At 71.6% G+C, this 24,690-nt stretch carries 22 protein-coding genes and 1 riboswitch; of the genes, 12 read left to right on the forward strand and 10 right to left on the reverse strand.

Translation table 11 applies throughout. From position 1 onward, the window contains the following. Positions 1-102: 102 nt before the first annotated feature. Positions 103-1,701, reverse strand: a complete 1,599-nt coding sequence (locus tag ACZ4M8_RS07230) for a Na+/H+ antiporter (RefSeq protein WP_467604079.1) — start codon at positions 1,699-1,701, stop codon at positions 103-105. A 93-nt stretch (positions 1,702-1,794) separates the two neighbouring features. Here ACZ4M8_RS07230 and ACZ4M8_RS07235 point away from each other — a divergent pair, with 93 nt between their 5' ends. The 4 genes from ACZ4M8_RS07235 to ACZ4M8_RS07250 all read left to right on the forward strand — a co-directional run bounded on the left by ACZ4M8_RS07235 (position 1,795) and on the right by ACZ4M8_RS07250 (position 4,417). Then, complete coding sequence (locus tag ACZ4M8_RS07235; protein ID WP_467604081.1) at positions 1,795-2,055, forward strand: UBP-type zinc finger domain-containing protein; 261 nt, start codon at positions 1,795-1,797, stop codon at positions 2,053-2,055. A gap of 130 nt (positions 2,056-2,185) precedes the next feature. After that, the gene (locus ACZ4M8_RS07240) at positions 2,186-2,689 is read left to right on the forward strand and encodes a GNAT family N-acetyltransferase (RefSeq protein WP_467604082.1); all 504 of its coding nucleotides are present in this window, start codon (positions 2,186-2,188) and stop codon (positions 2,687-2,689) included. Between the two features lie 284 nt (positions 2,690-2,973). Next, positions 2,974-3,387 carry an ATP-binding protein gene (locus ACZ4M8_RS07245; RefSeq protein WP_003985353.1) on the forward strand — a complete coding sequence of 138 codons (414 nt, stop codon included), beginning with the start codon at positions 2,974-2,976 and terminating at the stop codon, positions 3,385-3,387. Positions 3,388-3,430: 43 nt separating this feature from the next. Beyond that, entirely contained in the window at positions 3,431-4,417 is a 987-nt protein-coding gene (locus ACZ4M8_RS07250; RefSeq protein ID WP_467605288.1) for an RNA polymerase sigma factor SigF, read from the forward strand. Positions 4,418-4,481: 64 nt separating this feature from the next. Here the strand turns inward: ACZ4M8_RS07250 and ACZ4M8_RS07255 are convergent, their stop codons facing one another. Next, the gene (locus ACZ4M8_RS07255) at positions 4,482-4,940 is read right to left on the reverse strand and encodes a hypothetical protein (protein WP_467604085.1); all 459 of its coding nucleotides are present in this window, start codon (positions 4,938-4,940) and stop codon (positions 4,482-4,484) included. Between the two features lie 219 nt (positions 4,941-5,159). Between ACZ4M8_RS07255 and ACZ4M8_RS07260 the strand changes: the two genes are divergently transcribed. Together ACZ4M8_RS07260 and ACZ4M8_RS07265 are read left to right on the forward strand one after the other, a co-directional pair. Further along, the gene (locus ACZ4M8_RS07260) at positions 5,160-6,143 is read left to right on the forward strand and encodes a diacylglycerol/lipid kinase family protein (RefSeq protein ID WP_399086040.1); all 984 of its coding nucleotides are present in this window, start codon (positions 5,160-5,162) and stop codon (positions 6,141-6,143) included. A gap of 319 nt (positions 6,144-6,462) precedes the next feature. Beyond that, positions 6,463-6,720, forward strand: a complete 258-nt coding sequence (locus ACZ4M8_RS07265; RefSeq protein ID WP_003983230.1) for a WhiB family transcriptional regulator — start codon at positions 6,463-6,465, stop codon at positions 6,718-6,720. A 160-nt stretch (positions 6,721-6,880) separates the two neighbouring features. Here ACZ4M8_RS07265 and ACZ4M8_RS07270 read toward each other — a convergent pair whose 3' ends face one another. Continuing rightward, complete coding sequence (locus ACZ4M8_RS07270; protein WP_399096794.1) at positions 6,881-8,350, reverse strand: sensor histidine kinase; 1,470 nt, start codon at positions 8,348-8,350, stop codon at positions 6,881-6,883. Positions 8,351-9,250: 900 nt separating this feature from the next. Between ACZ4M8_RS07270 and ACZ4M8_RS07275 the strand changes: the two genes are divergently transcribed. Continuing rightward, the gene (locus ACZ4M8_RS07275) at positions 9,251-10,033 is read left to right on the forward strand and encodes a glucosamine-6-phosphate deaminase (protein WP_467604087.1); all 783 of its coding nucleotides are present in this window, start codon (positions 9,251-9,253) and stop codon (positions 10,031-10,033) included. Between the two features lie 78 nt (positions 10,034-10,111). On the opposite strand, the gene ACZ4M8_RS07280 is transcribed toward ACZ4M8_RS07275, so the two are convergent. The 4 genes from ACZ4M8_RS07280 to ACZ4M8_RS07295 all read right to left on the reverse strand — a co-directional run bounded on the left by ACZ4M8_RS07280 (position 10,112) and on the right by ACZ4M8_RS07295 (position 14,985). Continuing rightward, positions 10,112-11,743: a glycoside hydrolase family 3 N-terminal domain-containing protein gene (locus ACZ4M8_RS07280; RefSeq protein ID WP_467604089.1), complete on the reverse strand. Its 1,632-nt coding sequence runs from the start codon at positions 11,741-11,743 to the stop codon at positions 10,112-10,114. 10 nt (positions 11,744-11,753) lie between these two features. After that, the gene (locus ACZ4M8_RS07285; RefSeq protein ID WP_467604091.1) at positions 11,754-12,584 is read right to left on the reverse strand and encodes a carbohydrate ABC transporter permease; all 831 of its coding nucleotides are present in this window, start codon (positions 12,582-12,584) and stop codon (positions 11,754-11,756) included. Then, positions 12,581-13,570, reverse strand: coding sequence for a carbohydrate ABC transporter permease (locus tag ACZ4M8_RS07290; RefSeq protein ID WP_399086052.1), 990 nt, complete (start codon positions 13,568-13,570; stop codon positions 12,581-12,583). The genes ACZ4M8_RS07285 and ACZ4M8_RS07290 overlap by 4 nt, the downstream gene beginning before the upstream one ends. Before the next feature lie 149 nt (positions 13,571-13,719). After that, a complete protein-coding gene (locus ACZ4M8_RS07295) occupies positions 13,720-14,985 on the reverse strand; it encodes an extracellular solute-binding protein (protein WP_467604094.1) in 1,266 nt (421 codons plus the stop codon). A gap of 242 nt (positions 14,986-15,227) precedes the next feature. Between ACZ4M8_RS07295 and ACZ4M8_RS07300 the strand changes: the two genes are divergently transcribed. The 3 genes from ACZ4M8_RS07300 (at position 15,228) to mctP (ending at position 18,076) form a co-directional block, all read left to right on the forward strand. Next, positions 15,228-15,989: a GntR family transcriptional regulator gene (locus ACZ4M8_RS07300; RefSeq protein WP_467604095.1), complete on the forward strand. Its 762-nt coding sequence runs from the start codon at positions 15,228-15,230 to the stop codon at positions 15,987-15,989. A gap of 165 nt (positions 15,990-16,154) precedes the next feature. After that, complete coding sequence (locus ACZ4M8_RS07305) at positions 16,155-16,415, forward strand: DUF3311 domain-containing protein (RefSeq protein ID WP_467604097.1); 261 nt, start codon at positions 16,155-16,157, stop codon at positions 16,413-16,415. Continuing rightward, positions 16,412-18,076, forward strand: a complete 1,665-nt coding sequence (gene mctP / locus ACZ4M8_RS07310; protein WP_467604099.1) for a monocarboxylate uptake permease MctP — start codon at positions 16,412-16,414, stop codon at positions 18,074-18,076. Before ACZ4M8_RS07305 ends, mctP begins: the two co-directional genes overlap by 4 nt. A gap of 79 nt (positions 18,077-18,155) precedes the next feature. On the opposite strand, the gene ACZ4M8_RS07315 is transcribed toward mctP, so the two are convergent. Then, complete coding sequence (locus ACZ4M8_RS07315; RefSeq protein ID WP_467604102.1) at positions 18,156-18,743, reverse strand: Uma2 family endonuclease; 588 nt, start codon at positions 18,741-18,743, stop codon at positions 18,156-18,158. 128 nt (positions 18,744-18,871) lie between these two features. Continuing rightward, positions 18,872-19,029: riboswitch (cobalamin riboswitch) on the forward strand. Positions 19,030-19,187: 158 nt separating this feature from the next. Between ACZ4M8_RS07315 and ACZ4M8_RS07320 the strand changes: the two genes are divergently transcribed. Together ACZ4M8_RS07320 and ACZ4M8_RS07325 are read left to right on the forward strand one after the other, a co-directional pair. Further along, complete coding sequence (locus tag ACZ4M8_RS07320) at positions 19,188-21,614, forward strand: ribonucleoside-diphosphate reductase subunit alpha (RefSeq protein WP_467604103.1); 2,427 nt, start codon at positions 19,188-19,190, stop codon at positions 21,612-21,614. After that, on the forward strand, positions 21,615-22,670 hold the full coding sequence (locus ACZ4M8_RS07325; RefSeq protein WP_467604104.1) for a ribonucleotide-diphosphate reductase subunit beta: 1,056 nt from the start codon (positions 21,615-21,617) through the stop codon (positions 22,668-22,670). Between the two features lie 85 nt (positions 22,671-22,755). Here ACZ4M8_RS07325 and def read toward each other — a convergent pair whose 3' ends face one another. Beyond that, positions 22,756-23,397 (reverse strand): peptide deformylase, encoded by a 642-nt coding sequence (def, locus tag ACZ4M8_RS07330; protein WP_467604107.1) that lies wholly within the window; start codon positions 23,395-23,397, stop codon positions 22,756-22,758. A 68-nt stretch (positions 23,398-23,465) separates the two neighbouring features. Further along, the gene (locus ACZ4M8_RS07335) at positions 23,466-24,452 is read right to left on the reverse strand and encodes a tetratricopeptide repeat protein (RefSeq protein ID WP_467604110.1); all 987 of its coding nucleotides are present in this window, start codon (positions 24,450-24,452) and stop codon (positions 23,466-23,468) included. Between the last annotated feature and the right edge of the window lie 238 nt (positions 24,453-24,690).

A 24,690-nucleotide genomic window follows, 5' to 3' on the forward strand; every position in this document is an offset into this window, starting at 1 on the left:
CCGGGTGACGGCGGGCGGGCGCCGGGCGGCACGGCGGGCGGCCGGTCCCGCCGCACCACGGCGCCGGAGCGGCGGCCCGCCCGGCGCCGCACGCCCGGCCCCTCACCCCCGCTCCTCCCGGTAGGCCGCCGCCTCCTCCAGGTCGAGGCGGCGCAGCAGGGTGCGCAGCATCTCGTCGTCGATGCGGCGGGTGTCGCGCAGCCGGACGAAGACCCGCCGTTCGGCGTCGATCATCTCGCCGGCCAGCCGCCGGTACGTCTCGTCGGCGGATTCACCGGTCGCCTCATTGACCGCGCCCAGCCGCTCCCAGACGGCGTTGCGGCGCCGCTCCATGACCGTGCGCAGCCGGTCCTCCAACGGCCCCGGCAGCGCGTTGCGGTCGTCGGCGAGGAGCTGGTCCAGGCGCGCCTCGGCGGCGCGCGACGCCTCGTTCTGCGCCTGCGCCTCGGCGAGCGTCTCGGTGCGCGCGTTCCGGCCGGGCAGCTTCAGCGCGCGGATCAGCGGCGGCAGCGTCAGCCCCTGGACGACCAGCGTGCCGATGACGGTGGTGAACGTCAGGAAGAGCACCAGGTTGCGGGCGGGGAAGGGGCCGCCGCCGTGCACCGTCGCCGGGATGGAGAAGGCGATGGCCAGCGACACCACGCCCCGCATCCCCGCCCAGCCGACGATCAGCGGCGCCGCGACCGTCACATCCGGCTCCCGCTCCCGGATCCGGGCCGACAGCCGCGGCAGATACGTCGCCGGGAAGACCCACACGAACCGCGCCACCACCACCGCCACGAAGACCAGCGCCGCGTACCACGCGGCCTGCGCGCCGCTGAACTCCCCCAGCCCGCGCAGCACCACCGGCAACTGGAGCCCGATCAGCGCGAAGACCGCGGACTCCAGCAGGAACGACACCATCCGCCACACCGCCGCCTCCTGGAGCCGCGTTCCGAAGTCCACCTGCCAGGAGCGGTGCCCCAGATAGAGGGCGACGACGACCACGGCGAGCACCCCGGACGCCCCGATCTGCTCGGCGGCGGCGTACGCCACGAACGGGATGAGCAGCGAGAGCGTGTTCTCCAGCAGCGGCGCGTCCCGCAGCCGGCGGCGCAGCCAGTGCAGCGGCACCATCAGGACGAGCCCGACGCCGATACCGCCCAGGGAGGCGACGGCGAACTCCTCGGCGCCGCTCGCCCAGGTGGCGCCCACCCCGACCGCCGCGGCCAGGGCCACCTTGTAGGCGGTGATGGCGGTGGCGTCGTTCACCAGCGACTCACCCTGGAGGATGGTGGTGATCCGGCCGGGCAGCCCCAGCCGCCGGGCGATGGCGGTCGCCGCGACGGCGTCGGGCGGCGCGACCACCGCCCCCAGGACGAGCGCGGCGGGCAGCGGCAGATCCGGCACCGCCAGGTGGGCGAGGAGCCCGACGGCGACGGTGGCGAAGAGCACGTACCCCACGGAGAGCAGCGCCACCGGCCGCCAGTTGGCCCGCAGGTCCAGGTAGGAGCTCTCCAGCGCCGCGGTGTGCAGCAGCGGCGGCAGCACCAACGGCAGCACGATGTGCGGATCGAGCGTGTAGTCCGGCACCCCGGGGACGTACGCCGCGAGGAGCCCGACCGCGACCAGCAGCAGCGGTGCGGAGACGGGCGTACGCCGGGCGAGCGCGGCGACCGCGGCGCTCCCGGCGATCAGCAACAGCAGCGGCATGACGTCCATCGGCCCGTCCCGTCCGTCCCCGGAGCGGCCCGTGTGCGGCGCCGCCGGTCCCGTGCCCGGGGCCGGCGCTCCCCGGGTCGTAACCTGGCCATCATGAGCGAGTGTGTGCACGTCCGTGATCTGCCACGCGCCGAACCCGTCCCGCTGACCGACACCTGCCCGGAGTGCCTGGAGGCGGGCAGCCACCCCGTCCAGCTGCGGCTCTGCCTGGTCTGCGGCCACGTCGGCTGCTGCGACTCCTCACCGTTCCGCCATGCCACCGCGCACTACGAGCAGACCGGCCACCCGGTGATGCGCTCCTTCGAGCCCGGTGAGACCTGGCGCTGGTGCTTCGCCGACCAGCTCCTGGTCTGAGGACGGCGACGGGACGGCCCCGGCCGGGAGCGCGTACGGCCCGGCGCGCGACGGTGCCGCCGGGGGCCTTCCCACCCGGCGCCCCCGGCCTCCCTGCCGGCCTGTCACCGGCGCGGTCTAGCCTGACGGCATGATCCGCGAAGCAGCCGTCGCCGACGTCCCCGTCATCCTGGCCATGATCCGCGAACTCGCCGCGTACGAACGCGCCCCCGAGGCCGCGCGGGCGACGCGGGCGCAGCTCACCGAGGCGCTCTTCGGTCCGCAGCCCGCCGCCTTCGCGCTGATCGCGGAGGCGGACGGCGAGCCGGTGGGCTTCGCCCTGTGGTTCCGCAACTTCTCGACGTGGACGGGCACGCACGGTGTCTACCTGGAGGACCTCTACGTCCGCCCCGAGGCACGCGGCGCAGGCCACGGCAAGGCGCTGCTGGCGGCGCTCGCGGAGATCTGCGTCGCCCGCGGCTACGAGCGTTTCGAGTGGTCCGTCCTGGATTGGAACGAACCGTCCATCGGCTTTTACCGGTCGATCGGCGCGCGGCCCATGGACGGATGGTCCGTCTTCCGGCTCACTGGAGAGGCGCTGCGCGACCTCGCGGGCACCGCACAGGTCAACGGAGCGTCACCGTCGAGGATTTGACACCCCCGACCCCTAGCCACTGTGCGTACGCATGTGTTTACAATGAGTGACGACAGCGGTTCCGGGCCCTCCCGGATCCGTTCGCATTCCGGACGAGCGCCCTGCTCCTTCCGGGCGACACCGGCCCGCGGATCGCGGTAGCGTCACAGCCGACCCATGTGCTGCGCCGCGCCACCGCCCGATCCCGCGGGATCGACCGGCCCCCCGCCCGGAGCGGCACAGCGGCCGCACATCAGCTCAACTCGTATCAGCTCAATCCAGCTTGTGCCACCTTGGAGGTGAGGGTGTCCCAGATCGCAGGCGAGCCCGGGACCCAGGACTTCGTGGAAGTCCGGCTGCCCGCTGCGGGTGCCTACCTTTCCGTGCTGCGGACGGCCACCGCCGGTCTCGCAGCCCGCTTGGACTTCACCCTCGACGAGATCGAGGACCTGCGCATCGCGGTGGACGAGGCGTGCGCGATCCTGCTCCAGCAGGCCGTCCCCGGCTCCGTGCTGAGCTGCGTCTTCCGCCTCATCGACGACGCGTTGCAGGTGACCGTCTCGGCGCCGACCACCGACGGCCGCGCACCCGAGCGCGACACCTTCGCCTGGACGGTGCTCTCCGCACTGGCCGGCAAGGTCGACTCCACCGTCGCCGAGGACCGTACGGTCACCATCAGCCTCTACAAGGAGCGCGGCGCCGGTCCCGGACCGTCATGACCGAACAGGGGGCCCCGTGAAAGATCTCGAACGCGGCGCGGGGATCGCGCCGGGTGCGACCATCCCGGACCAGCAGGCCCGGCCGCACCCGACGGGCGCGGACGACCCCGGCAGCCGGCCGGACGCAGCGGAGCAGGCAGAGCGGGCGGACCACATGGACGACAGCGAGCAGCAGGACGGGCGGGCACAGCACACGCCGCGCCCGCCCCAGGAGACCCCGGAGCCCGACGCCCCGGAGCCCCCGCACGCCCACGACCCGGCACACGCCCACGACCCGCACGACCGCAGCGGTGCGCGGGCGATGTTCCACGAGCTGCGCGAACTCCCCGACGGCTCCCCGGAGCGCGCGGAGCTGCGCAACACCCTGGTCCAGATGCACCTCCCGCTGGTCGAGCACCTGGCCCGCAGATTCCGCAACCGCGGCGAGCCCCTGGACGACCTCACCCAGGTCGCGACCATCGGCCTGATCAAGTCCGTCGACCGCTTCGACCCGGACCGCGGGGTGGAGTTCTCGACGTACGCGACGCCCACCGTCGTCGGCGAGATCAAGCGCCACTTCCGGGACAAGGGCTGGGCGGTCCGGGTGCCGCGCCGCCTCCAGGAGCTGCGGCTGTCGCTGACGACGGCCACCGCCGAGCTGTCCCAGCGCCACGGCCGGGCCCCGACCGTCCACGAGCTGGCGGAGCATCTGGGGCTCTCCGAGGAAGAGGTCCTGGAGGGCCTGGAGTCGGCGAACGCCTACTCCACGCTCTCCCTCGACGTCCCCGACACCGACGACGAGTCCCCCGCGGTGGCCGACACCCTCGGCGCGGAGGACGAGGCGCTGGAGGGCGTCGAGTACCGCGAATCCCTCAAGCCGCTGCTGGAGGATCTGCCGCCGCGCGAGAAGAAGATCCTGCTGCTGCGGTTCTTCGGCAACATGACCCAGTCGCAGATCGCCCAGGAGGTCGGCATCTCGCAGATGCACGTCTCCCGGCTGCTGGCCCGCACCCTGGCCCAGCTGCGCGACCGTCTCCTCGTCGAGGAGTGAGCGTCCGCTGACGCACGGAGGGGGCGGGCCCGCACGGGCCCGCCCCCTCCACCGTTCCGCCCCGTCACTCCCGGGGGGCGATACCGAGCGCCACGGTGGCCGTCGGGTTGACCAGCAGCCCCAGGACGACGAAGGCCACGACCGCCAGCCCGGCGCCCGCGGCGATCAGCGCGCCACCGCCGTTGATCAGCGTCCAGGCGACCGGCAGCGCCACGATCTGCGTCATCAGCGAAGGGCCGCGGCTCCAGCGGCGCAGCAGCCACAGCCCGCGTGCGGCGACCAGCGGCAACACCGCCAGCGCGAGCACCGTCACCGCGCCGGTCACGGCCTGCTGCGGGCTGTCCGGCGAACCGGTGACGCCTTCGATCAGCAGACAGACACCGAGGGTGGCCAGCGCGACGCCCTCGACAGCGGTGAGCACCGCGGCGGCGCTCAGCCGGGCCGGCCGCGGTCCGGTCGGCTCGGGGGCCGCGGGCGCGGCGGCGGCCTGGCGGGCGGACTTCTTCTGCTGCTCACTGCTCACCCCAGCAGGGTAGCGCCGGGCCCGCCCCGCCCCGGCCGCCCCCGGCACCGCCCGCCGCGCTCCGCCCCGGGCGCCCGCCTCCCGCGCTCCGGCCGCCGCGCTCCGTCACCCGTACCGCCCGGCGTCCGCCCCGCCGGCGGCGCGCGGCCGCCCGCCCGCGCCCCTCCAGGAGGAGGTGCGTCGCCGGGCAGGTACCCCCGGGTAGGTACGCTGGCGGTCATGCGCGCGCTTCTCGTGGTCAATCCCGCTGCCACCACCACCAGTGCCCGCACCCGTGACGTTCTGGCCCACGCGCTCGCCAGCGATCTGGATCTGACGGTCGCCGAGACCCGGTACCGCGGCCACGCCCGCGATCTCGCCCGGCACGCCGCCGAGGACGGCCGGACCGAGCTGGTGGTGGCGCTCGGCGGCGACGGCACCGTCAACGAGGTCGTCAACGGCCTGCTGACCCACGGCCCCGACCCGGAGTCCCACCCCCGCCTCGCCGTGGTCCCCGGCGGCTCCACCAACGTCTTCGCCCGCGCGCTCGGCCTGCCCAACGACGTCGTGGAGGCGACCGGCGCGCTGCTGGACGCGCTCCGGGACGGCAGCGAGCGGACGGTCGGCCTCGGCCACGCGGCGGGCACCCGCGGCAGCGAGGACGAAGGCGCCCCGGGACGCTGGTTCACCTTCTGCGCCGGATTCGGCTTCGACGCCGGCGTGGTCGGCCGCGTCGAACAGCAGCGCGAGCGCGGCAAGCGTTCGACCCACAGCCTCTACGTCCGTCAGGTCGTCCGGCAGTTCCTGGGCGACCAGAACCGCCGGGAGGGCGCCATCACCCTGGAGCGCCCGGCCCCCGGCGGCGGCGCCCCGGAGATCACCGACGGCCTGGTGATGTCGATAATCTGCAACACCTCTCCCTGGAGCTACCTGGGCAATCGCCCGCTCTACCCGCTCCCGGAAGCCTCGTTCGACACCGCGCTGGACGTCTTCGCGCTGAGCCGCCTCTCCCCCGCCGCCGTGACGCGTTACGCGACCCAGTTGCTGGCCTCCACGCCGGAGCGCGGCCCCCACGGCAAGCACGCACTGTCACTCCACGACCTGACGGCCTTCACCTTGCATTCACAGGTCCCGCTGCCGTTTCAGATGGACGGCGACCACCTCGGACTGCGTACAAGTGTGACGTTCACAGGCGTTCGCCGTGCACTGCGTGTGATTGTGTGAGCAGTAGGGCCTAAAGTCCTTTCACTCGAACGTTTAGGCTGACTTCCACCCCCTAGAAGTACGGCTGTGACCTAGCTGACACCGAGGAATCAAAAAAAGTTTCCGGTAGGGGTTGTATCCGTCGCCGAGGTTTGCGAGTCTCTTCATGGCGATCGGGACGGCCGCTTCACCGGCCCCCTTGAGAGCCCGAATCCCCTCCTCATTCCACAGGACCGCACCAGTTTGTCGACTGGCATTCGGCCCTTCCCCTGCGGAGGGATTCGTGAAAGCGTTCACATTCACAAGCAACGTTCCCGTTATACGAGGAGATGGAGCAGCCATGGACTGGCGTCACCGCGCCGTTTGCCGCGAAGAAGACCCCGAGCTCTTCTTCCCCATCGGCAACACCGGTCCTGCGCTCCTGCAGATCGAGGAAGCCAAGGCCGTCTGCCGCCGCTGCCCCGTCATGGAGCAGTGCCTGCAGTGGGCGCTCGAGTCCGGCCAGGACTCCGGCGTCTGGGGTGGTCTGAGTGAGGACGAGCGCCGCGCGATGAAGCGCCGTGCAGCTCGCAACCGGGCGCGCAACGCCAGCGCCTGACACAGACTCCCCGTGGCCCCCGAGCCGCAGCGCGCAGTACCCCCGATGCGCAGAGCAACGTGAGCTTTGAGCCCCGGACCATCCCATGGTCCGGGGCTTACTGCTGTGCGGACCGCCGTCGTACGCGCCGCTCCCCCGGCGACCCCGGCGCCCGGCCCGTTCAGCTCTTCTCGGGCCGGACCGGTACGTCGAGGAGCACCTGCGTCCCGCCCTCGGCGCCGCGGACCATGTCGAACGCGCCGCCCAACTCCCCCTCGACCAGGGTGCGTACGATCTGGAGCCCGAGGTTTCCGGCGCTGTGCGGGTCGAAGCCCTCGGGCAGACCGCGGCCGTTGTCCTGGACGGTGACCAGCAGCCTCGGCTCGGTGCGGCTGCCGCCGCGTACCGCGCCCACCTCGACCGCGCCCGACTCGCCCTCGTCGAAGGCGTGCTCCAGGGCGTTCTGGAGGATCTCGGTCAGCACCATGGAGAGCGGGGTGGCGACCTCGGCGTCGAGGATGCCGAAACGGCCGGTGCGGCGGGTGGTGACCTTGCCGGGGGAGATCTCGGCGACCATCGCGAGGACCCGGTCGGCGATCTCGTCGAACTGGACGCGTTCGTCGAGGTTCTGGGAGAGCGTCTCGTGGACGATGGCGATCGAGCCGACCCGGCGCACCGCCTCGTCCAGCGCCTCGCGGCCCTTGGCGGAGTCCATCCGGCGGGACTGGAGGCGGAGCAGGGCGGCGACGGTCTGGAGGTTGTTCTTCACCCGGTGGTGGATCTCCCGGATGGTGGCGTCCTTGGTGATCAATTCCCGTTCGCGGCGGCGGAGTTCGGTGACGTCGCGGAGGAGGACCAGTGAACCGCTGTGGGTGCCCTTGGGCTTGAGCGGGATCGCCCGGAGCTGGATGACGCCTTCGTCGCCCTCGACCTCGAACTCCCGGGGCGCCCAGCCACTGGCCAGTTTGACCAGCGCTTCGTCCACCGGGCCGCGGGCGGGCGCCAGTTCGGCGGTGGTGCGGCCGAGGTGGTGGCCGACCAGGTCGGCGGCGAGGCCGAGGCGGTGATAGGCGGAGAGGGCGTTGGGGCTGGCGTACTGGACGACACCGTCCGCGTCGAGCCTGATCAGGCCGTCGCCGGCGCGGGGTGAGGCATCCATGTCGACCTGCTGGCCGGGGAAGGGAAACGTTCCGGCGGCGATCATCTGGGCCAGGTCGGAGGCGCTCTGGAGGTAGGTCAGCTCCAGGCGGCTCGGGGTGCGGACGGTGAGGAGGTTGGTGTTGCGGGCGATCACGCCGAGCACCCGGCCCTCGCGGCGGACCGGGATCGACTCGACACGGACCGGCACCTCCTCCCGCCACTCCGGGTCGCCCTCGCGGACGATCCGCCCCTCGTCCAGTGCGGAGTCCAGCATCGGGCGGCGACCGCGCGGGACGAGGTGGCCGACCATGTCGTCCTGGTAGGAGGTGGGCCCGGTGTTCGGCCGCATCTGGGCGACCGAGACGTAGCGGGTCCCGTCGAGGGTGGGCACCCACAGCACCAGATCGGCGAAGGACAGATCGGACAGCAGCTGCCATTCCGAGACGAGCAGGTGCAGCCATTCGAGGTCGGAGTCGCTCAGAGCGGTGTGCTGGCGTACGAGATCGTTCATGGAGGGCACGTCTGCGAGCCTACCGGCGTACGGTGTCCCTGTTCTTCCCGTGTTCTCCGTACGGAGAGCCTCTCGTGGGGCGGCCGTCCCGTACGAGGAGCGGCGCGGAGCTTCCGCGCCGCATGGGCATGGACAGATCAGAATGGTCTAGTCCACAATGTTTCCATCACAGACCTCCGCCCTCCCCGCACAGGGGGGCGGATCGAGACCGGCGCGTTCTCTGCCCTGACTACGCGGCGGTCTCCGATCGACCGGTTCCCGGACGGGGGCCGCCCCTACCGCACTCGGGGTGTCCGACCGTCCACGGAGCCGGCCGATGTAGCTCCGGGCTGCGGTGCCGGACAGGTTGAGGGTCCTGTCCCGGCGCCGCGGCCCGCGGGTGTTTCCGGGGCCGATCCGGCGGGCGGCCTCCCGGGCCCGGCCCCTTCCGCGGCGGGATCCCGCGTTGATCTGCCGTTGACCGCCATTTGATGCGCCGCGCCCATGCTGGAAGCGCGTCATCACGCGACCCTCCCCGCTCGGCCGCCCGTTCGCTTCCCCCCGGGCGGCCGCCCGGGTGCGCCGCCGGATCCGCCCGTCCCCCGTCGGGCCGGCTCCGGCGGCGCACCCCTTTTTTCCGGCCGCGGCCCGCTCTTTCCGCCGCCGTTCGCCACCCTCATTTCCCCTTTCCGGTAAGGGAATTACGGAATTCCGTACGGTAATAGCCGGGCGGTGGAAATGCGGAGTGTCCGGAGGTGGATACGGAGGGTGGGAAATGGGGCCGGGCGGGGAATTCGGCGCCGCGGGGAAAGGGCGGGGGAACGGAGGGTGACGGTTTTTCCGTGGGCCCGGCCCGAGGGCGCCCCCTCTGATAGATTGGTCTATACCACCAGAGTCCATCTTCAGAACGGCAGGCCACGCGTGGAAGTTGTCATCGTTCCGGACGCCCCCGCCGGCGGCAGGCTCATCGCCGACGCCGTCGCCGCCCTGGTGCGCCGCAAGCCCGACGCGCTGCTCGGCGTCGCCACCGGCTCCACCCCGCTGCCCATCTACGAAGCGCTCGCCGCGCAGGTCGCCTCGGGTGCGGTGGACGCCTCGCGGATGCGCGTCTGCCAGCTCGACGAGTACGTGGGGCTGCCCGCCGGGCACCCCGAGTCGTACCGCTCGGTGGTGCTGCGCGAGGTCGTCGAACCGCTCGGGATCGACAAGGGGTCCTTCATGGGCCCGGACGGCTCCGCCGACGACATCCCGGCGGCGTGCGCGGCGTACGACGCGGCGCTGCGGGCGGCCGGCGGGGTGGACCTCCAGATCCTCGGGATCGGCACGGACGGGCACATCGGCTTCAACGAGCCGTGCTCCTCGCTCGCCTCGCGTACCCGGATCAAGACGCTGACGCGGCAGACCCGTGAGGACAACGCGCGGTTCTTCGACAGTCCGGACGAGGTGCCGCACCACGTCATCACCCAGGGCATCGGGACGATCCTGGAGGCGCGCCACCTGGTGCTGCTGGCGACCGGCGCGGGCAAGGCACACCCCGTGGCGCAGGCGGTCGAGGGCCCGGTCGCCGCGGTGGTGCCGGCGTCCGCGCTCCAGCTGCACCCGCACGCCACGGTCGTGGTGGACGAGGCGGCCGCGGCCGAGCTGCGGCTCGCGGACTACTTCCGGGCGACGTACGCGGCCAAGCCCGCGTGGCAGGGGCTGTAGCCGCTGCCCCGGACAGGTGACGGCCGGTGCGCTCCCCCCACGTGGGAGCGCACCGGCCGTCGGTCTGCGGGGCGGCGGTCAGCCCGTCGCCGCGTCCGCCGTCAGCGCCTCGGCGGCGGCGCGGGCGCAGACCCGGGCGGCGCCGTGGGTGGCGAGGTGGAGCGCCCCGCACGGCGCCGCCTGCGGGACGCCCATCTCGACGACGGCGGTGTCCGGGCGGGCGGCCACCAGGGCGGTGAGCGCCTCGGCCATCCAGGGGTGGCGGTGCACGTCGCGGACGACGGCGACCAGCCGGCGCCGCCCGGCCTCGGTGAGCACCGCGGCGACCAGCCGGTCGGTGCCCTCGGCGGTGGCCCGTCCGGCGCCGTACGCGGTCGTGGTGGTGCCCGGCAGCAGCCGGGTCAGCTCGGCGGCGACGCCCCAGGGGGTCTCGTCGCCGACGGCGATGTTGGCGGCGGGGGTGAACGCGGCGACGTGCACCGGTGCGCCGAGCGGGGTGAACGGCTCCCGCGCGGTGCGGCGCAGCGCCCGGCGGGCGGCGATCAGGCCGGGGGCGGTGCCCTCCGGGGCGGGTGCGGGCCCCTCCGGCCCGGGGGCGATGCCCTCCTCCGTGCCCGTCGCCGGGGCCACGGTGACGGGGTGTGCCGGGGCCGCGGGCGTGGGGTCCGCTCCCCCGGCCTGCCGTACCCACCCCGCCAGGGCGCGGACGCGGGCCGCGGCGTCGGCGAGGCGTTCCTCGGGCAGGTCGCCGTCGTGGACGGCGCGGACGAGGGCGTCGCGCAGACGGAGGACGGTGGCCTCGTCGCAGAGGCCGCCGCCCACGCAGAGCGCGTCGGCGCCGGCGGCGAGCGCCAGGACGCTGCCGCGTTCGATGCCGTAGGCGGCGGAGATGGCGCGCATCTCGATGCCGTCGGTGACGATCAGCCCCTCGAAGCCGAGGCCGCCGTCGGACTCGGGGGCGCGCAGCAGACCGTGCAGGGCGGCCGGGCTGAGCGTCGCCGGGCGGGCCGGGTCCAGGGCGGGCAGCAGGATGTGGGCGCTCATGACGGCGCGGGTGCCGGCGGCGACGGCGGCGCGGAACGGCACCAGCTCGCGCTCCCGGAGCGTGGCGAGGTCCACGCCGACCCGCGGCATGTCGTGGTGCGAGTCGACGGCGGTGTCGCCGTGGCCGGGGAAGTGCTTGGTGCAGGCGGCGACGCCGGCGGACTGCAGGCCCTCGACGTACGCGGCGGTGTGCCGGGCGACGAGCGCCGGGGTGTCGCCGAAGGAGCGGACGCCGATGACCGGGTTGTCCGGGTCGGAGTTGACGTCCGCGCAGGGCGCCCAGTTGAGGTTGATGCCGCAGGCGGCGAGGCGGCTGCCCAGATCGCGGGCGACGGCGCGGGTGAGCGCCGGGTCGTCGACGGCGCCGAGCGCGAGGTTGCCCGGGTAGGAGGAGCCGGTACGGACCTCCAGGCGGGTGACGTCGCCGCCCTCCTCGTCGACGGCGACCAGGACGTCGTCGCGTACGGTGCGCAACCGGGCGGTGAGGGCGGCGAGTTGGTCCGGGCCGACGACGTTGCGGCCGAAGACGGCGACGGCGGCGAGGCCCTCGTCGAGGCGGCGCAGCACCCAGTCGGGCGGGGTGGTGCCGGTGAAGCCGGGCTGGAGGACGGCGAGGGCGTCGCGGGTGAGGGTGTCGGTGGCCGCGCGGGTCCGGGTGGTGTTCATGGGGTCCGCGTCATCCCTTCACGGCGCCGGAGGTGAGACCGCCGACGGCCTTGCGCTGGAGGAAGAGGAAGAGGACCAGGATCGGTACGGCGAAGATCGACGCGGCGGCCATGGTGGCGCCCCAGTCGTCGCCGAACTGGCTCTGGAACTGCGACAGCCACAGCGGCAGGGTCCCCTTGGCCGGTTCCTTGTTGAGCACCAGGACGAGCGGGAACTCGTTCCAGGCGGTGATGAAGCCGAAGAGCGAGGTGGCCATCAGACCGGGGGCGAGCAGCGGGAAGACGACCTTGGTGAACGCCTGGCGGCGCGAGCAGCCGTCGACCATCGCGGACTCCTCCAGCTCCTTGGGCACGGCGGCGACGTAGCCGCGCAGCGTCAGGAGGGTGAAGGGCAGCACCATCAGCATGTAGAAGGCGGTCAGCGGGACGAGGCTGTTCAGCATGGCGGCGTCGCGGACGATCATGTAGATCGAGATGACCATGACCTCCCAGGGCGCCATCTGCGCGACCATGAAGACCAGCAGCGTCGCCTTGCGTCCCTTGAACCGCATCCGGGTCAGCGCGAAGGCGGCGCAGAGCGCGATGAGCAGCGAGAGGCCGACGGCGAGGGCGGTGACGAGGACGGAGTTGCCCGCCAGCGTCCAGAAGTCGGGGGCGCCCACGGCGGTCGCGAAGTGCTGGAAGGTGCCGTGCAGCGGGAACCACACGGGCACGTCGCTGATGATGTCGCCGGTCGGCTTGAACGCCGTGTTGAACATCCAGTAGACCGGGAAGACGAATCCGATGGCGAGCACGACCGCCGTCGCGTTGGGCCAGATCCGGCCGGCGAGCGAGCGCTTCACAGCTCGTCCTCCTCTTGCTTGAGCGTCAGACGCAGGTAGTACGCGGTCACGGCGAGCAGGACGGCGATGGTGAGCAGGGAGATCGCGGCGCCCATGCCGAAGTGGAGGTTGCCGACGCCCTCGGTGAACGCGTAGATCGGCAGGGTCTCGGTGAGCCGGTCGGGGCCGCCCTTGTTGATCGCGAAGATCTGCGGGAACGCCTTGAAGACCCAGATGACCTCCAGGAACGTCGTGGCGAGGAAGAACGGCTTGAGGAAGGGGAAGGTGACGGTGGTGAAGACCTTCCAGGTGCCGGCGCCGTCCATCCGGGCCGCCTCGTACAGCTCCTTGGGGATGGTCGTGGTCGCCGCGTAGAGGTTGAGGGCGACGAACGGCAGGGACTGCCAGACGATCAGCAGGGTGATGACGAAGAAGGTGGAGAGCTGGGTGCCGACCCAGTCGTAGTGGGCCATGGCGTGCCAGCCGAGCTGGTCCAGGACCCAGTTGACGACGCCGTAGCGGGAGTCGAAGAGCCACTGGAAGACGGTGGTGGCGGCGATGACCGGCATCGCCCAGGCCAGCACCAGCGCGACGGAGAGCGCCAGGCGCATCTTCTTGCCGAGGCGGGCGAGGAGCAGGCCGATGAGGACACCCAGCACCATGATCAGGACGACGTTGACGGCGGTGAAGACGAGGGTGCGGAGGGTGACCCGCCAGAACTCCTCGTTGCCCAGGATCTCCTGGAAGTTGCCGGTGCCCCGCCAGACCGTCAGGTGCTGGATCAACTCCTTCATGTTGAGGGTCTGGAAGGAGAGCAGGATGTTGCGGACCATCGGCCAGCCGAGGAAGACGGCGGTGGCCAGCAGCGCGGGGAGCAGCAGCAGATAGGGCGTGGCTCTCCCGGTGCGGGTCCGCCGGGCTCCGGTGGCGCGGCCGGCGGGCGGCGCACCGCCCTTGCCGATGCGCGGCGCCCTCTTGTCCACCGCGTCGTCGAGCTGCACTGCCATGGCCGTTCGCTCCCCTTCGTACCGATGTCGCGCGCGTTGCGGGTGCCTGGCGTACGGGCCGGGGCGGCCGGGCCGTACGCCGGGACCGGGTGTGCCGGGTCCGCGAAGGGGCGCCCCCGGACGGGCGGCGCCCCTTCGGTGGCGGTCGCCTACTTCTGGGCGAGCCGCTTGTTGATCTCCGGCTCGACGGCCTTGGCGGCGTCGTCGGCGGTCTTACCGTTCAGCACGGCGGTCATGTAGTTCTTGATCGGGTTCGGGACGTTCTCGACGGCCGCCCACTCCGGGATGAGCGGGGTGGTGCCGCCGGACTTCGCGGCCGCGGGGGCCGCCGCCTCGGCCGCCGGGTTGCCCTTGGCGGCGCTCGCCAGGTCGGGGGACTTGGGGCTCCAGCCGACCTCCTTGACCATCTGCGCGTCGTTCTTCTTCGACAGCGCGATCTTGAGGAACTCCTTGGCGAGGTCCTGCTTGGTGCTGCCGCCGGCGACGGCGAAGTTGGAGCCGCCGAGGAAGACGCCCTCGGGCTTGTCCGCGGTCTCACCGGGGATGGTGAAGAAGCCGATGTCCTTCTTGATGTCCGGGTTGGCCTTGATCGCGGTGGCCGCCTCGTAGCCCATGGCGATGATGGCGCCCGTCCGGCCCTTGGCGAAGACCTCGGCCTGCTGCGGCGTCGCCTCGTCCTTGTTCGTGGGGGCGTCGCTGAAGGACTGGTAGGTCTTGTAGATGTCCATCGCCTTGGCGACCTTGGGGTCGGCGAGGTTGGAGACCCACTTGCCGCCGCTCTTCTTCACGAGATCGGCGCCGGTGCCGATGGTCAGACCGTCGAAGAAGTACCAGTTCTGGCCGGGCAGGTAGAGCGGTTCGGCGTCGGTCTTGTCCTTGATGGTGTCGAACGCCTTGAACAGCTCGGTGCGCGTCTTCGGGAGGTCCTTGATCCCGGCCTTCGCCCAGATCTTCTTGTTGTACATCACGACGCGGTTGCCGGCGTACCACGGGAGCGCGTACTGCTTCCCGTCGGCCATCGCCGCCTTGTTGAAGGAGTCGCTCCAGTCGGCGCCGATCTCCTTCTTGAGGTCGCCGAGGTCGAGCAGGGCGCCCGCCTTGGCGTAGGCGGCGGTCTGGGTGTTGCCGATCTCGACGACGTCGGGCGGGCTGTCCTCGGACAGGGCGGTCGTCAGTTTCTGCTGGATGCCGTCCCACTGCTGGACCTTGAAGTCGACGGTGGCGCCGGTCTTCTTCGCGAATTCCTCGGAGACCTGGGCCGTCCACTGCGACGGGTTGGACCCTGACATCACCCACACGGTCAGCTTCTGTCCCTTGAAGCCGTCCGCGCCGTTCCCGCTGCCGCTGGACCCACAGGCAGCGACGCTCATCAGCATTCCCGCGACCGCGGTCGCTGCTATGAGTCCACGCTTCATTGCGCTCTCCCCTAGAGGCCGGGTGTGGTCTTTAATGGTTTAGACCAGTGCCCCGCAGCTTGGCCTAGACCTTTTGGGGTGTCAAGGGTGTATAAGAGTCGCTGTCGGCTCCGTTACCGGACCGACATCTGCCGGGTGCGGGCCCGCGGAAGGGCCCGGCGACCACGCCCGTGCCACGATGTGAGGCGCAAGGTACGGAGGAGCCGGTGACGGCAGCACGACAGAGGGCGGAAGGGCGGGTCATGCAGACCGACGGGGGCAGTGCGGAGAACGGCGCGACAACGACGCGCAGCGCCCGCGTACCCAAGTACTACCGCCTCAAGAAGCACCTGCTGGAGATCACCGAAACGCTGCCGCCGGGCACCCCGGTGCCCCCGGAGCGGGCGCTGGCCGCGGAGTTCGACACCTCCCGCACCACCGTCCGCCAGGCCCTCCAGGAGCTGGTGGTCGAGGGGCGGCTGGAACGCATCCAGGGCAAGGGCACGTTCGTCGCCAAGCCGAAGGTCTCCCAGGCGCTGCAACTGACCTCCTACACCGAGGACATGCGCGCCCAGGGGCTGGAGCCCACCTCCCAGCTGCTGGACATCGGCTACGTCACCGCCGATGACCGGCTCGCCGGACTGCTGGACATCGCCGCCGGCGGCCGGGTGCTGCGCATCGAGCGGCTGCGGCTGGCCAGCGGTGAGCCGATGGCCATCGAGATCACCCATCTGTCCGCCAAGCGGTTCCCGGCGCTGCGCCGTAACCTCGTCAAGTACACCTCGCTCTACACCGCGCTGGCCGAGGTCTATAACGTGCGGCTCGCCGAGGCGGAGGAGACCATCGAGACCTCGCTGGCCACCCCGCGCGAGGCGGGACTGCTCGGCGCCGATGTCGGGCTGCCGATGCTGATGCTCTCCCGCCATTCGCGTGACGCGCAGGGGCGGCCGGTGGAGTGGGTGCGGTCCGTCTACCGCGGCGACCGCTACAAGTTCGTGGCCCGGCTGAGCCGTCCGGTGGAGTGACGCGGCGGCGGTCCGCGCGGGGCGGCGGCGGTCGGCGGGAGGTGCCCGAGTGGCCCTCCGGCAGCCGCCGTTGCCGTACCGATATGCGGACACCTAGTGACGGCTGACGCGAACCTGCCATAGATTTCCAGCCCATCGCAGGAGATCGCCAGGGACGGAGCCGCCATGACGGAGCACGACGGAATATCCACCTCCGGACCGGTCGTCACACCGACGCGTGTGGTGGCCGGTCTGTGCCTGATCGCTCCGTTCGTGGCGATGCTCTGGGTCGGCTCGTACGCGCGGATCGAGCCGACACTCATCGGCATCCCGTTCTTCTACTGGTACCAGATGCTGTGGGTGCTGATCTCCACGGCGCTGACGATGACCGCGTACAAGCTGATCCAGCGGGAGAACCGCGCGCGTAAGGGCGGTGCGGCCAAGTGATCGCCTCCTCCGCGCTCGCCGCGTCCGGCTCGGGCGGCGTCAACGGCGTCGCCCTCACCGTCTTCGTCCTCTTCTTCGTCGCCGTCACCGTCATGGGCTTTCTCGCCGCCCGCTGGCGCAAGGCCGAGCAGTCCGCCAACCTCGACGAATGGGGTCTTGGCGGCCGCAGCTTCGGCACCTGGGTGACGTGGTTCCTGCTCGGCGGCGATCTCTACACCGCGTACACCTTCGTGGCCGTCCCCGCGGCGATCTACGCGGCGGGCGCGTCCGGCTTCTTCGCGGTGCCGTACACGATCCTCGTGTACCCGCTGATCTTCACCTTCCTGCCCCGCCTGTGGTCGGTCTCGCACAAGCACGGCTACGTCACCACCTCCGACTTCGTGCGCGGACGCTTCGGTTCGAAGGGCCTGTCGCTGGCCGTCGCGCTGACCGGCATCCTGGCGACGATGCCGTACATCGCGCTGCAACTCGTCGGTATCCAGGCGGTGCTGGACGTGATGGGCGTCGGCGGCGGCGAGAACACCAACTGGTTCGTCAAGGACCTGCCGCTGCTGATCGCGTTCGCGGTGCTCGCCGCGTACACCTACTCCTCGGGGCTGCGCGCGCCGGCGCTGATCGCGTTCGTCAAGGACGGGCTGATCTACCTGGTCATCGGCGTCGCGATCATCTACATCCCGATCAAGCTCGGCGGGTTCGACGCGGTCTTCCACGCGGCGGGCAAGGCGTTCGCCGAGCCGGGACCGACCGGCAAGCCCCGCGGTGAGCTGGCCAGCGGCCCCCATAACCAGTGGGCGTACGCCACGTTGGCTCTCGGCTCGGCGCTCGCGCTGTTCATGTATCCGCACTCGATCACCGCGACGCTCTCCTCCCGCAACCGCAACGTGATCCGCCGCAACACCACCATCCTGCCGCTGTACTCGCTGATGCTCGGCTTCCTCGCGCTGCTCGGCTTCATGGCGATCAAGGCGGGCACGGACACCCACGGCAACGCCCAACTCGCCATCCCGCAGCTCTTCGAGGACATGTTCCCCAGCTGGTTCTCGGGCGTGGCGTTCGCCGCGATCGGCATCGGCGCGCTGGTGCCCGCCGCGATCATGTCCATCGCCGCGGCCAACCTCTTCACCCGCAACGTCTACAAGGACTTCCTCAAGCCCGGCGCCACGCCCGAGCAGGAGCACAAGGTCGCCAAGCTGGTGTCGCTGCTGGTGAAGGTCGGCGCGCTGGTCTTCGTACTCGGCATGGACAAGACCGTGGCCATCAACTTCCAGCTGCTGGGCGGCATCTGGATCCTCCAGACCATGCCGGCGCTGGTCGGCGGCCTGTTCACCCGCTGGTTCCACCGCTGGGCGCTGCTGGCCGGCTGGGCGGCCGGCATGATCTACGGCACGCTCGCCGCCTACGGCGTGGCGAGCCCGACCCAGGCCCACTTCGGCGGCTCCAGCGCGGAGATCCCCGGCATCGGCCAGATCGGCTACATCGGCCTGACCGCGTTCGTTCTCAACATCGCGGTGACGGTCGCCCTGACCTTCGCCCTCCGCGCCTTCAAGGCCCCCGACGGCGCCGACGAGACCAGCCCCGGCGACTACACCGCGGACGTCGGCGACGAGAGCGCCGCCGCGGACCGGCCGGCCGCCGCGGCGGAGGCGCCGGCGGGGCGCTGACACCCCGCACCCGCTCCGCACAGGCCGCCGCTTCCGCACGGGAAGCGGCGGCCTGCTGTCGTTGCTGCGGACGGCGGCGTCAGCTCACCCAGTCCTTGAGCGGCTCGGTCTCCAGCGTGATGTTCACCGGGTCCGGCAGGTGGAGCGCCTTGCCGAACGGGACGGTGTGGACGTCCTCGTAGCGGGAGCCGTCCGGCTCGCTGAAGAGGGTCACCTCGCAGGATTCCCGGTCGATCAGCAGGCAGAGGGGGATGCCGGACTCCGCATAGGCCCGGGGCTTCTCCACCCGGTCGCGGCGGTCGGTGTCGGAGTCGTGGGAGGTGACCTCGACGACCATCAGCACGGAGTCCGGATCGGCCCACTCGCCCTGCCCCACGAACGCCTCGCTGGCCGCGAGGGAACCGTCCGGGCGCGCTCGGCCACTGCGGTACGTCTCCACCTTCAGGCCCTGGTCAGGGTTGAGCCACAGCTCCGGCCGGTGCTGCATGCAGATGCGTGTCAGCCACTGGATGATCCGCCCGTGGTCCCCGTCCGGCACGGCCTTGCTCCTGATCTTCCCGTCGATGAGTTCCAGCCGTACACCTTCTTCCGCCCTGTCGATTATCCGGGCGGCTTCCTCGAAGTAGTCGGTGAGCGTGGCGTGCGGCCGGTCGATGAGCGCGGTCACGGGAGCCTCCTCGTGCGTCGCCAAGCCCTGCGGGGACTGCGGTACCGACGATATCCGAGACCACCGACAGCCACCGCCCGCTCACCGCACCGCACTAGATATGGGGGTGCACCCAAGAGGCCACCACCACATGTATGCTCATCCTCGCTGTCGTCGCAGGGGAATCCGGTGTGAGTCCGGAACTGTCCCGCAACGGTGTACGAGCACATGGATATCCCTTGATATCGCCCGGCCGGCCCGGGATGTGCCCGTGAGTCCGAAGACCTGCCGATGGTACGTCCGCGCCGCCTGGCCGGACGTCGAGATGTCCGGGCCCCGAGGGATGGGCCGGTGGACGCCGCGCGGGCTCCCGTGCGCCCGCGCCTGTGCGCTGCCGGGCGCCGCCGCCCGCCGTGCGCCCGTCGCGCCTCCCTCCGGCCCCCGCCGAGTGAGGGAGAGCACCACGTGACCACCGCGCCACCGCAGTCCGCGACCGACGCCGAGGCCGCAGCGCTTGAGACGGCCACGTTCCCCGCCGGCGTACCCGGCCAGGACCCGCCCGGCACCGCCCTGCTGCGCACCCTGACCGAGCTGACCGCCGACCTGACCGCCACCGACCCCGGCAAGGTCGCCGCCGCCGCGCTCCGCGGCCGCCACCCCGGCTCCGACGCGGCCGGACTGCGCGAGCTGGCGATCGACGCGGCCGCCGGGCTGATCGGCGACGAGCCGCAGTACTCCAAGCTCGCCGCGCGGCTGCTGACCCTCGCCATCGCCGAGGAGGCCGCGGGCGAGGGCGCCACGTCGTTCTCCGCGTCGGTCGCCACCGGCCACCGCGAGGGCCTGATCGCCGACGCCACCGCCGCGTTCGTCGCCACCCACGCCGCCGAGCTGGACGCGCTCGTCACCCGGGCGCTGGCCGACGGCGCCGACGACCGGTTCGGCTACTTCGGGCTGCGCACCGTCCACTCCCGCTACCTGCTGCGCCACCCCACCACCCGGCAGGTCATCGAGACCCCGCAGCACTTCCTGCTCCGGGTCGCCTGCGGGCTCGCCGAGGACGACTCGGCGCGGGCGCTGGCCGACGTCGCCGAGCTGTACCGCCTGACCAGCTCACTGTCGTACCTGCCGTCCTCCCCCACGCTCTTCAACTCCGGCACCCGCCACCCGCAGATGTCCTCGTGCTACCTGCTGGACTCGCCGCTGGACGAGCTGGACTCGATCTACGACCGCTACCACCAGGTCGCCCGGCTCTCCAAGCACGCCGGCGGGATCGGCCTGTCGTACTCCCGTATCCGGGCCCGCGGTTCGCTGATCCGCGGCACCAACGGGCACTCCAACGGCATCGTGCCGTTCCTGCGGACGCTGGACGCCTCCGTCGCCGCCGTCAACCAGGGCGGCCGGCGCAAGGGCGCCGCCTGCGTCTACCTGGAGACCTGGCACGCGGACATCGAGGAGTTCCTGGAGCTGCGCGACAACACCGGCGAGGAGGCGCGGCGCACCCACAACCTCAACATCGCGCACTGGATCCCCGACGAGTTCATGCGCCGCGTCGAGGCGGACGCCGACTGGTCGCTCTTCTCCCCCTCGGACGCGCCGGAACTGGTCGACCTGTGGGGCGACGCGTTCGACGCCGCGTACCGGAAGGCGGAGGCCGAGGGCCGCGCCCTCAAGCAGGTCCCGGCGCGGGTGCTGTACTCCCGGATGATGCGGACGCTGGCGCAGACCGGCAACGGCTGGATGACCTTCAAGGACCACGCCAACCGCACCGCCAACCAGACCGCCGAGCCCGGCAAGGTCGTCCACTCCTCCAACCTCTGCACGGAGATCCTGGAGGTCACCGACGACGGTGAGACCGCGGTCTGCAACCTCGGCTCGGTCAACCTCGCCGCCCACCTCGGCGACGTGAGCGCCGGCTGGGAGGACGCGATGGACTGGGAGCGGCTGGACGCCACCGTCCGCACCGCCGTCACCTTCCTCGACCGCGTCGTGGACATCAACTTCTACCCGACCGAGCAGGCGTCGGCCTCCAACTCCCGCTGGCGCCCGGTGGGCCTGGGCCTGATGGGTCTCCAGGACGTCTTCTTCCGGCTGCGGCTGCCGTTCGACTCCCCCGAGGCCCGCGCGCTGTCCACCCGGATCTCCGAGCGGATCATGCTCACCGCGTACGAGGCGTCCGCGGACCTCGCCGAGCGGCACGGCCCGCACCCGGCGTGGTCGGCCACCCGCACCGCCCGCGGGGTGCTCCACCCCGACCACTACCCGGACGCCGAGCCGCGCTGGGCCGACCGCTGGGCCGCGCTGCGCACCCGCGTCGCCGCGACCGGGATGCGCAACTCCCTGCTGCTGGCCATCGCCCCGACCGCGACGATCGCCTCCATCGCGGGCGTCTACGAGTGCATCGAGCCGCAGGTCTCCAACCTCTTCAAGCGCGAAACCCTCTCCGGTGAGTTCCTCCAGGTCAACGCATATCTGATCGAGGAGCTGAAGGCGCTGGGGCTGTGGGACGCCCGCACCCGGGACGCGCTGCGCGAGGCCAACGGCTCGGTCCAGGACGTCGCGTGGATCCCCGAGGAGATCCGGGCGCTGTACCGCACCGCCTGGGAGATCCCGCAGCGCGCGCTGATCGACATGGCCGCGGCCCGTACCCCGTACCTCGACCAGAGCCAGTCGCTGAACCTCTTCATGGCGTCGCCGACCATCGGCAAGCTCAGCTCGATGTACGCCTACGCCTGGAAGCGCGGCATCAAGACCACGTACTACCTGCGCTCGCGTCCGGCCACCCGGATCGCGCAGTCCGCCCGCGCGGCCGTCCCCGCGCAGCTGCCGGTGGCCGACCCCGAAGCGGTCGCCTGCTCCCTGGAAAACCCCGAGTCCTGCGAGGCCTGCCAGTAAATGTCCACCGTCCCCGAAACGAACGCCGCCGCGGCGCACACCGCCACCACCGGCACGAAGAACCTCCTCGACCCGGGCTTCGAGCTGACCCTGCGGCCCATGCGGTACCCGGACTTCTACGACCGCTACCGCGACGCGATCAAGAACACCTGGACCGTCGAGGAGGTCGACCTCCACTCCGACGTCGCCGACCTCGCCAAGCTCTCCCCGGGCGAGCAGCACCTGATCGGCCGGCTGGTGGCGTTCTTCGCCACCGGTGACTCGATCGTCGCCAACAACCTCGTGCTGACGCTCTACAAGCACATCAACTCCCCCGAGGCGCGGCTCTACCTGAGCCGTCAGCTCTTCGAGGAGGCCGTGCACGTCCAGTTCTATCTGACGCTGCTCGACACCTACCTGCCCGACCCGGACGACCGCGCCGCCGCGTTCGCCGCCGTCGAGAACATCCCGTCCATCCGGGAGAAGGCGGAGTTCTGCTTCAAGTGGATGGACTCCGTCGAGTCCATCGACCGCCTGGAGACCCGGGCCGACCGCCGCCGCTTCCTCCTCAACCTCATCTGCTTCGCCGCCTGCATCGAGGGCCTGTTCTTCTACGGCGCGTTCGCCTACGTGTACTGGTTCCGCTCCCGCGGCCTGCTGCACGGCCTGGCCACCGGCACCAACTGGGTGTTCCGCGACGAGACGATGCACATGGACTTCGCGTTCTCGGTCGTCGACACCGTCCGCGCCGAGGAGCCCGACCTCTTCGACGCGGAGCTGGAGCAGCAGGTCACCGCGATGCTGAAGGAAGCCGTCGAGGCGGAGCTGCAGTTCGCGCACGACCTGTGCGGTGAGGGTCTGCCGGGCATGAACACCGCGTCGATGCGCGAGTACCTCCAGTGCGTCGCCGACCAGCGCCTCCAGCGGCTGGGCTTCGCGCCGGTCTTCGGCTCGGAGAACCCGTTCTCCTTCATGGAGCTGCAGAACGTCCAGGAGCTGACGAACTTCTTCGAGCGCCGGGCGTCGGCCTACCAGGTCGCCGTCGAGGGCTCGGTCTCGTTCGACGACGACTTCTAGGCCGGCTTCCGGACCGTACGACGCGGCGCGGCCCGTGGACGGAGTTCCCGTCCACGGGCCGCGCCGCGTTTTCCCGCTCCGCCGGTCAGTCGTTGGCGACGACGGGGTAGCGCGGCTCCTGCTCGGCCATCTGCTTCAGCGCGCCCTTGCGGTCCCGCTTGGAGAGGCGGTCGATGTAGAGGTAGCCGTAGAGGTGGTCGGTCTCGTGCTGGAGGCAGCGCGCGAAGTAGCCGGTGCCCTCGACGGAGATCGGGTTGCCCTTGGCGTCCTGGCCGCGGACGACGGCGTAGTCGGGGCGGGGCAGCTCGGCGTAGGCGCCGGGCACCGACAGGCAGCCCTCGTTGGAGTCGTCCAGCACCCGGCGGGCGGCGGGGAGTTCGTCGAGGACGGGGTTGCAGACCGCGCCGACGTGGCGGACGCCGTTGTCGTCCGGGCAGTCGTAGACGAAGACCTTGAGGTCCACACCGATCTGGTTGGCCGCCAGGCCCACGCCCTCGGCGGTGCGCTGGCTGGCGAACATGTCGTCGATCAGCTGCGCCAGCTCGTCGCCGAACTCCGTGACGTCCTGGCACTCCTTGTGGAGCACGGGGTTGCCGACAACCGTGATCGGCCGGGACGTGCCCCGCTCACGGTGGGCGCGCTCCCGCTCCGCCGCGTCCGTCGTGTCGTCGACGAACTCGTCCACGCGCTGCTCACCGTCTTGATCAAACACAGGCTGCTGGGCCATCTCCGCCGTACGCCTTCCTTGGAACCCTTAACTCAGTCACCCTCAAGACTACGGGGGCGCCGCAGCGGTCAGCAGACCTCTTCCAGATCGCGCCACTCGCGGGTGTCCGGGCTGTCCGCGACCCAGCCGTCCAGCAGCCCGCGCACCAGGGCGGCGGGCGCCGCTATGCCGCACTCCCGCTCGGGCACCCAGAGCGAACCGGAGCCCGTGGTGCGGTGGCCGAGCGGCCCGGGGTGACCCGGCTCGCTGTGATCGTGCGGGTCGAGGTGCTCACCGTCGCCCTCGTCGCTGGGCATGCTCGACTCCGAACACGTCCGGCACAGCAGCCGCACCGACGACGACCAGTCCTCGGCGGCGAACCCGGCGTCCGCCGCCAGCCGCTCCAGCGCGTCCCGGTCCGCCTCGGTGGCGGCCTCCAGCAGGACGACCCAGGTGGGCACCGGCGACGGCGCCCACAGCTCGATCTCGTCGAAGACCGGGTACGAGGGCCCGGCGGCGGTGACACGCTCACCGTGCGGGACGCCGTCGTGCAGCACCACCTCGCCCCAGCGGCGCCCGGAGGACGGCAGCGGGATGGACAGCACCTCGATCCGCGCCGGATCCAGCCGGCGGCCCCAGACGACCTCCGCCTCGCCCTCCGGGGAGAGCCGGACGGCGGCGCTGCCCAGCGCCATCCCGGACGGCTCGCTCTGCGCGACGCCGCCGCCGGGGACCTTCAGGCCGTACGCCTGCCAGGCGCGGCGGGCCAGCGGCCAGTCCTGGAGGGCGGTGGCGGCGATGCCGACGTTCCACCAGTCGGGCGCGCCCGGGGAACGGTCGAGGAGGGCGACGGCGCGCAGCCCGGCGGACCTGGCCTGCTCCCAGTCGTGCCGGAATTTGTGCAGCAGGGCGAGGTTGAACCAGGACTCCGAGAGCCACGGCTCCATGTCGGCGGCGCGCGTCAGCAGCGCGCCCGCGTCGTCGTAACGGCCGTCGCCGATCAGCGTGAAAGCCCGGTCGGTCGCCTGCCGCCACGAGGCGGAGGGCCGGTGCCGTACCTTGCCGAAGATCTTCACGATTCCCGCCTGCTGGTTGCTCGATGCCGCTGGAGGGGTCCCGAGCGGTGCCCGGGGCCACCTGAGGGGCCCACCGGCAACCTGCCACGGATCGCCGTCGGCCTCAGCGTCGTCGCCGGGGCCCCTGCGGCTCCCTTGCCCTGCGTGCTCCCCCTGAATCCCCTCGACGGGGCTTCCTTCGCATCCAACCATGCCCATCTCGGCGGGCGCTCATTACCCATGGGTTCCCCACCGCGTT

It is taken from the genome of Streptomyces sp. NPDC027185, assembly GCF_055567035.1.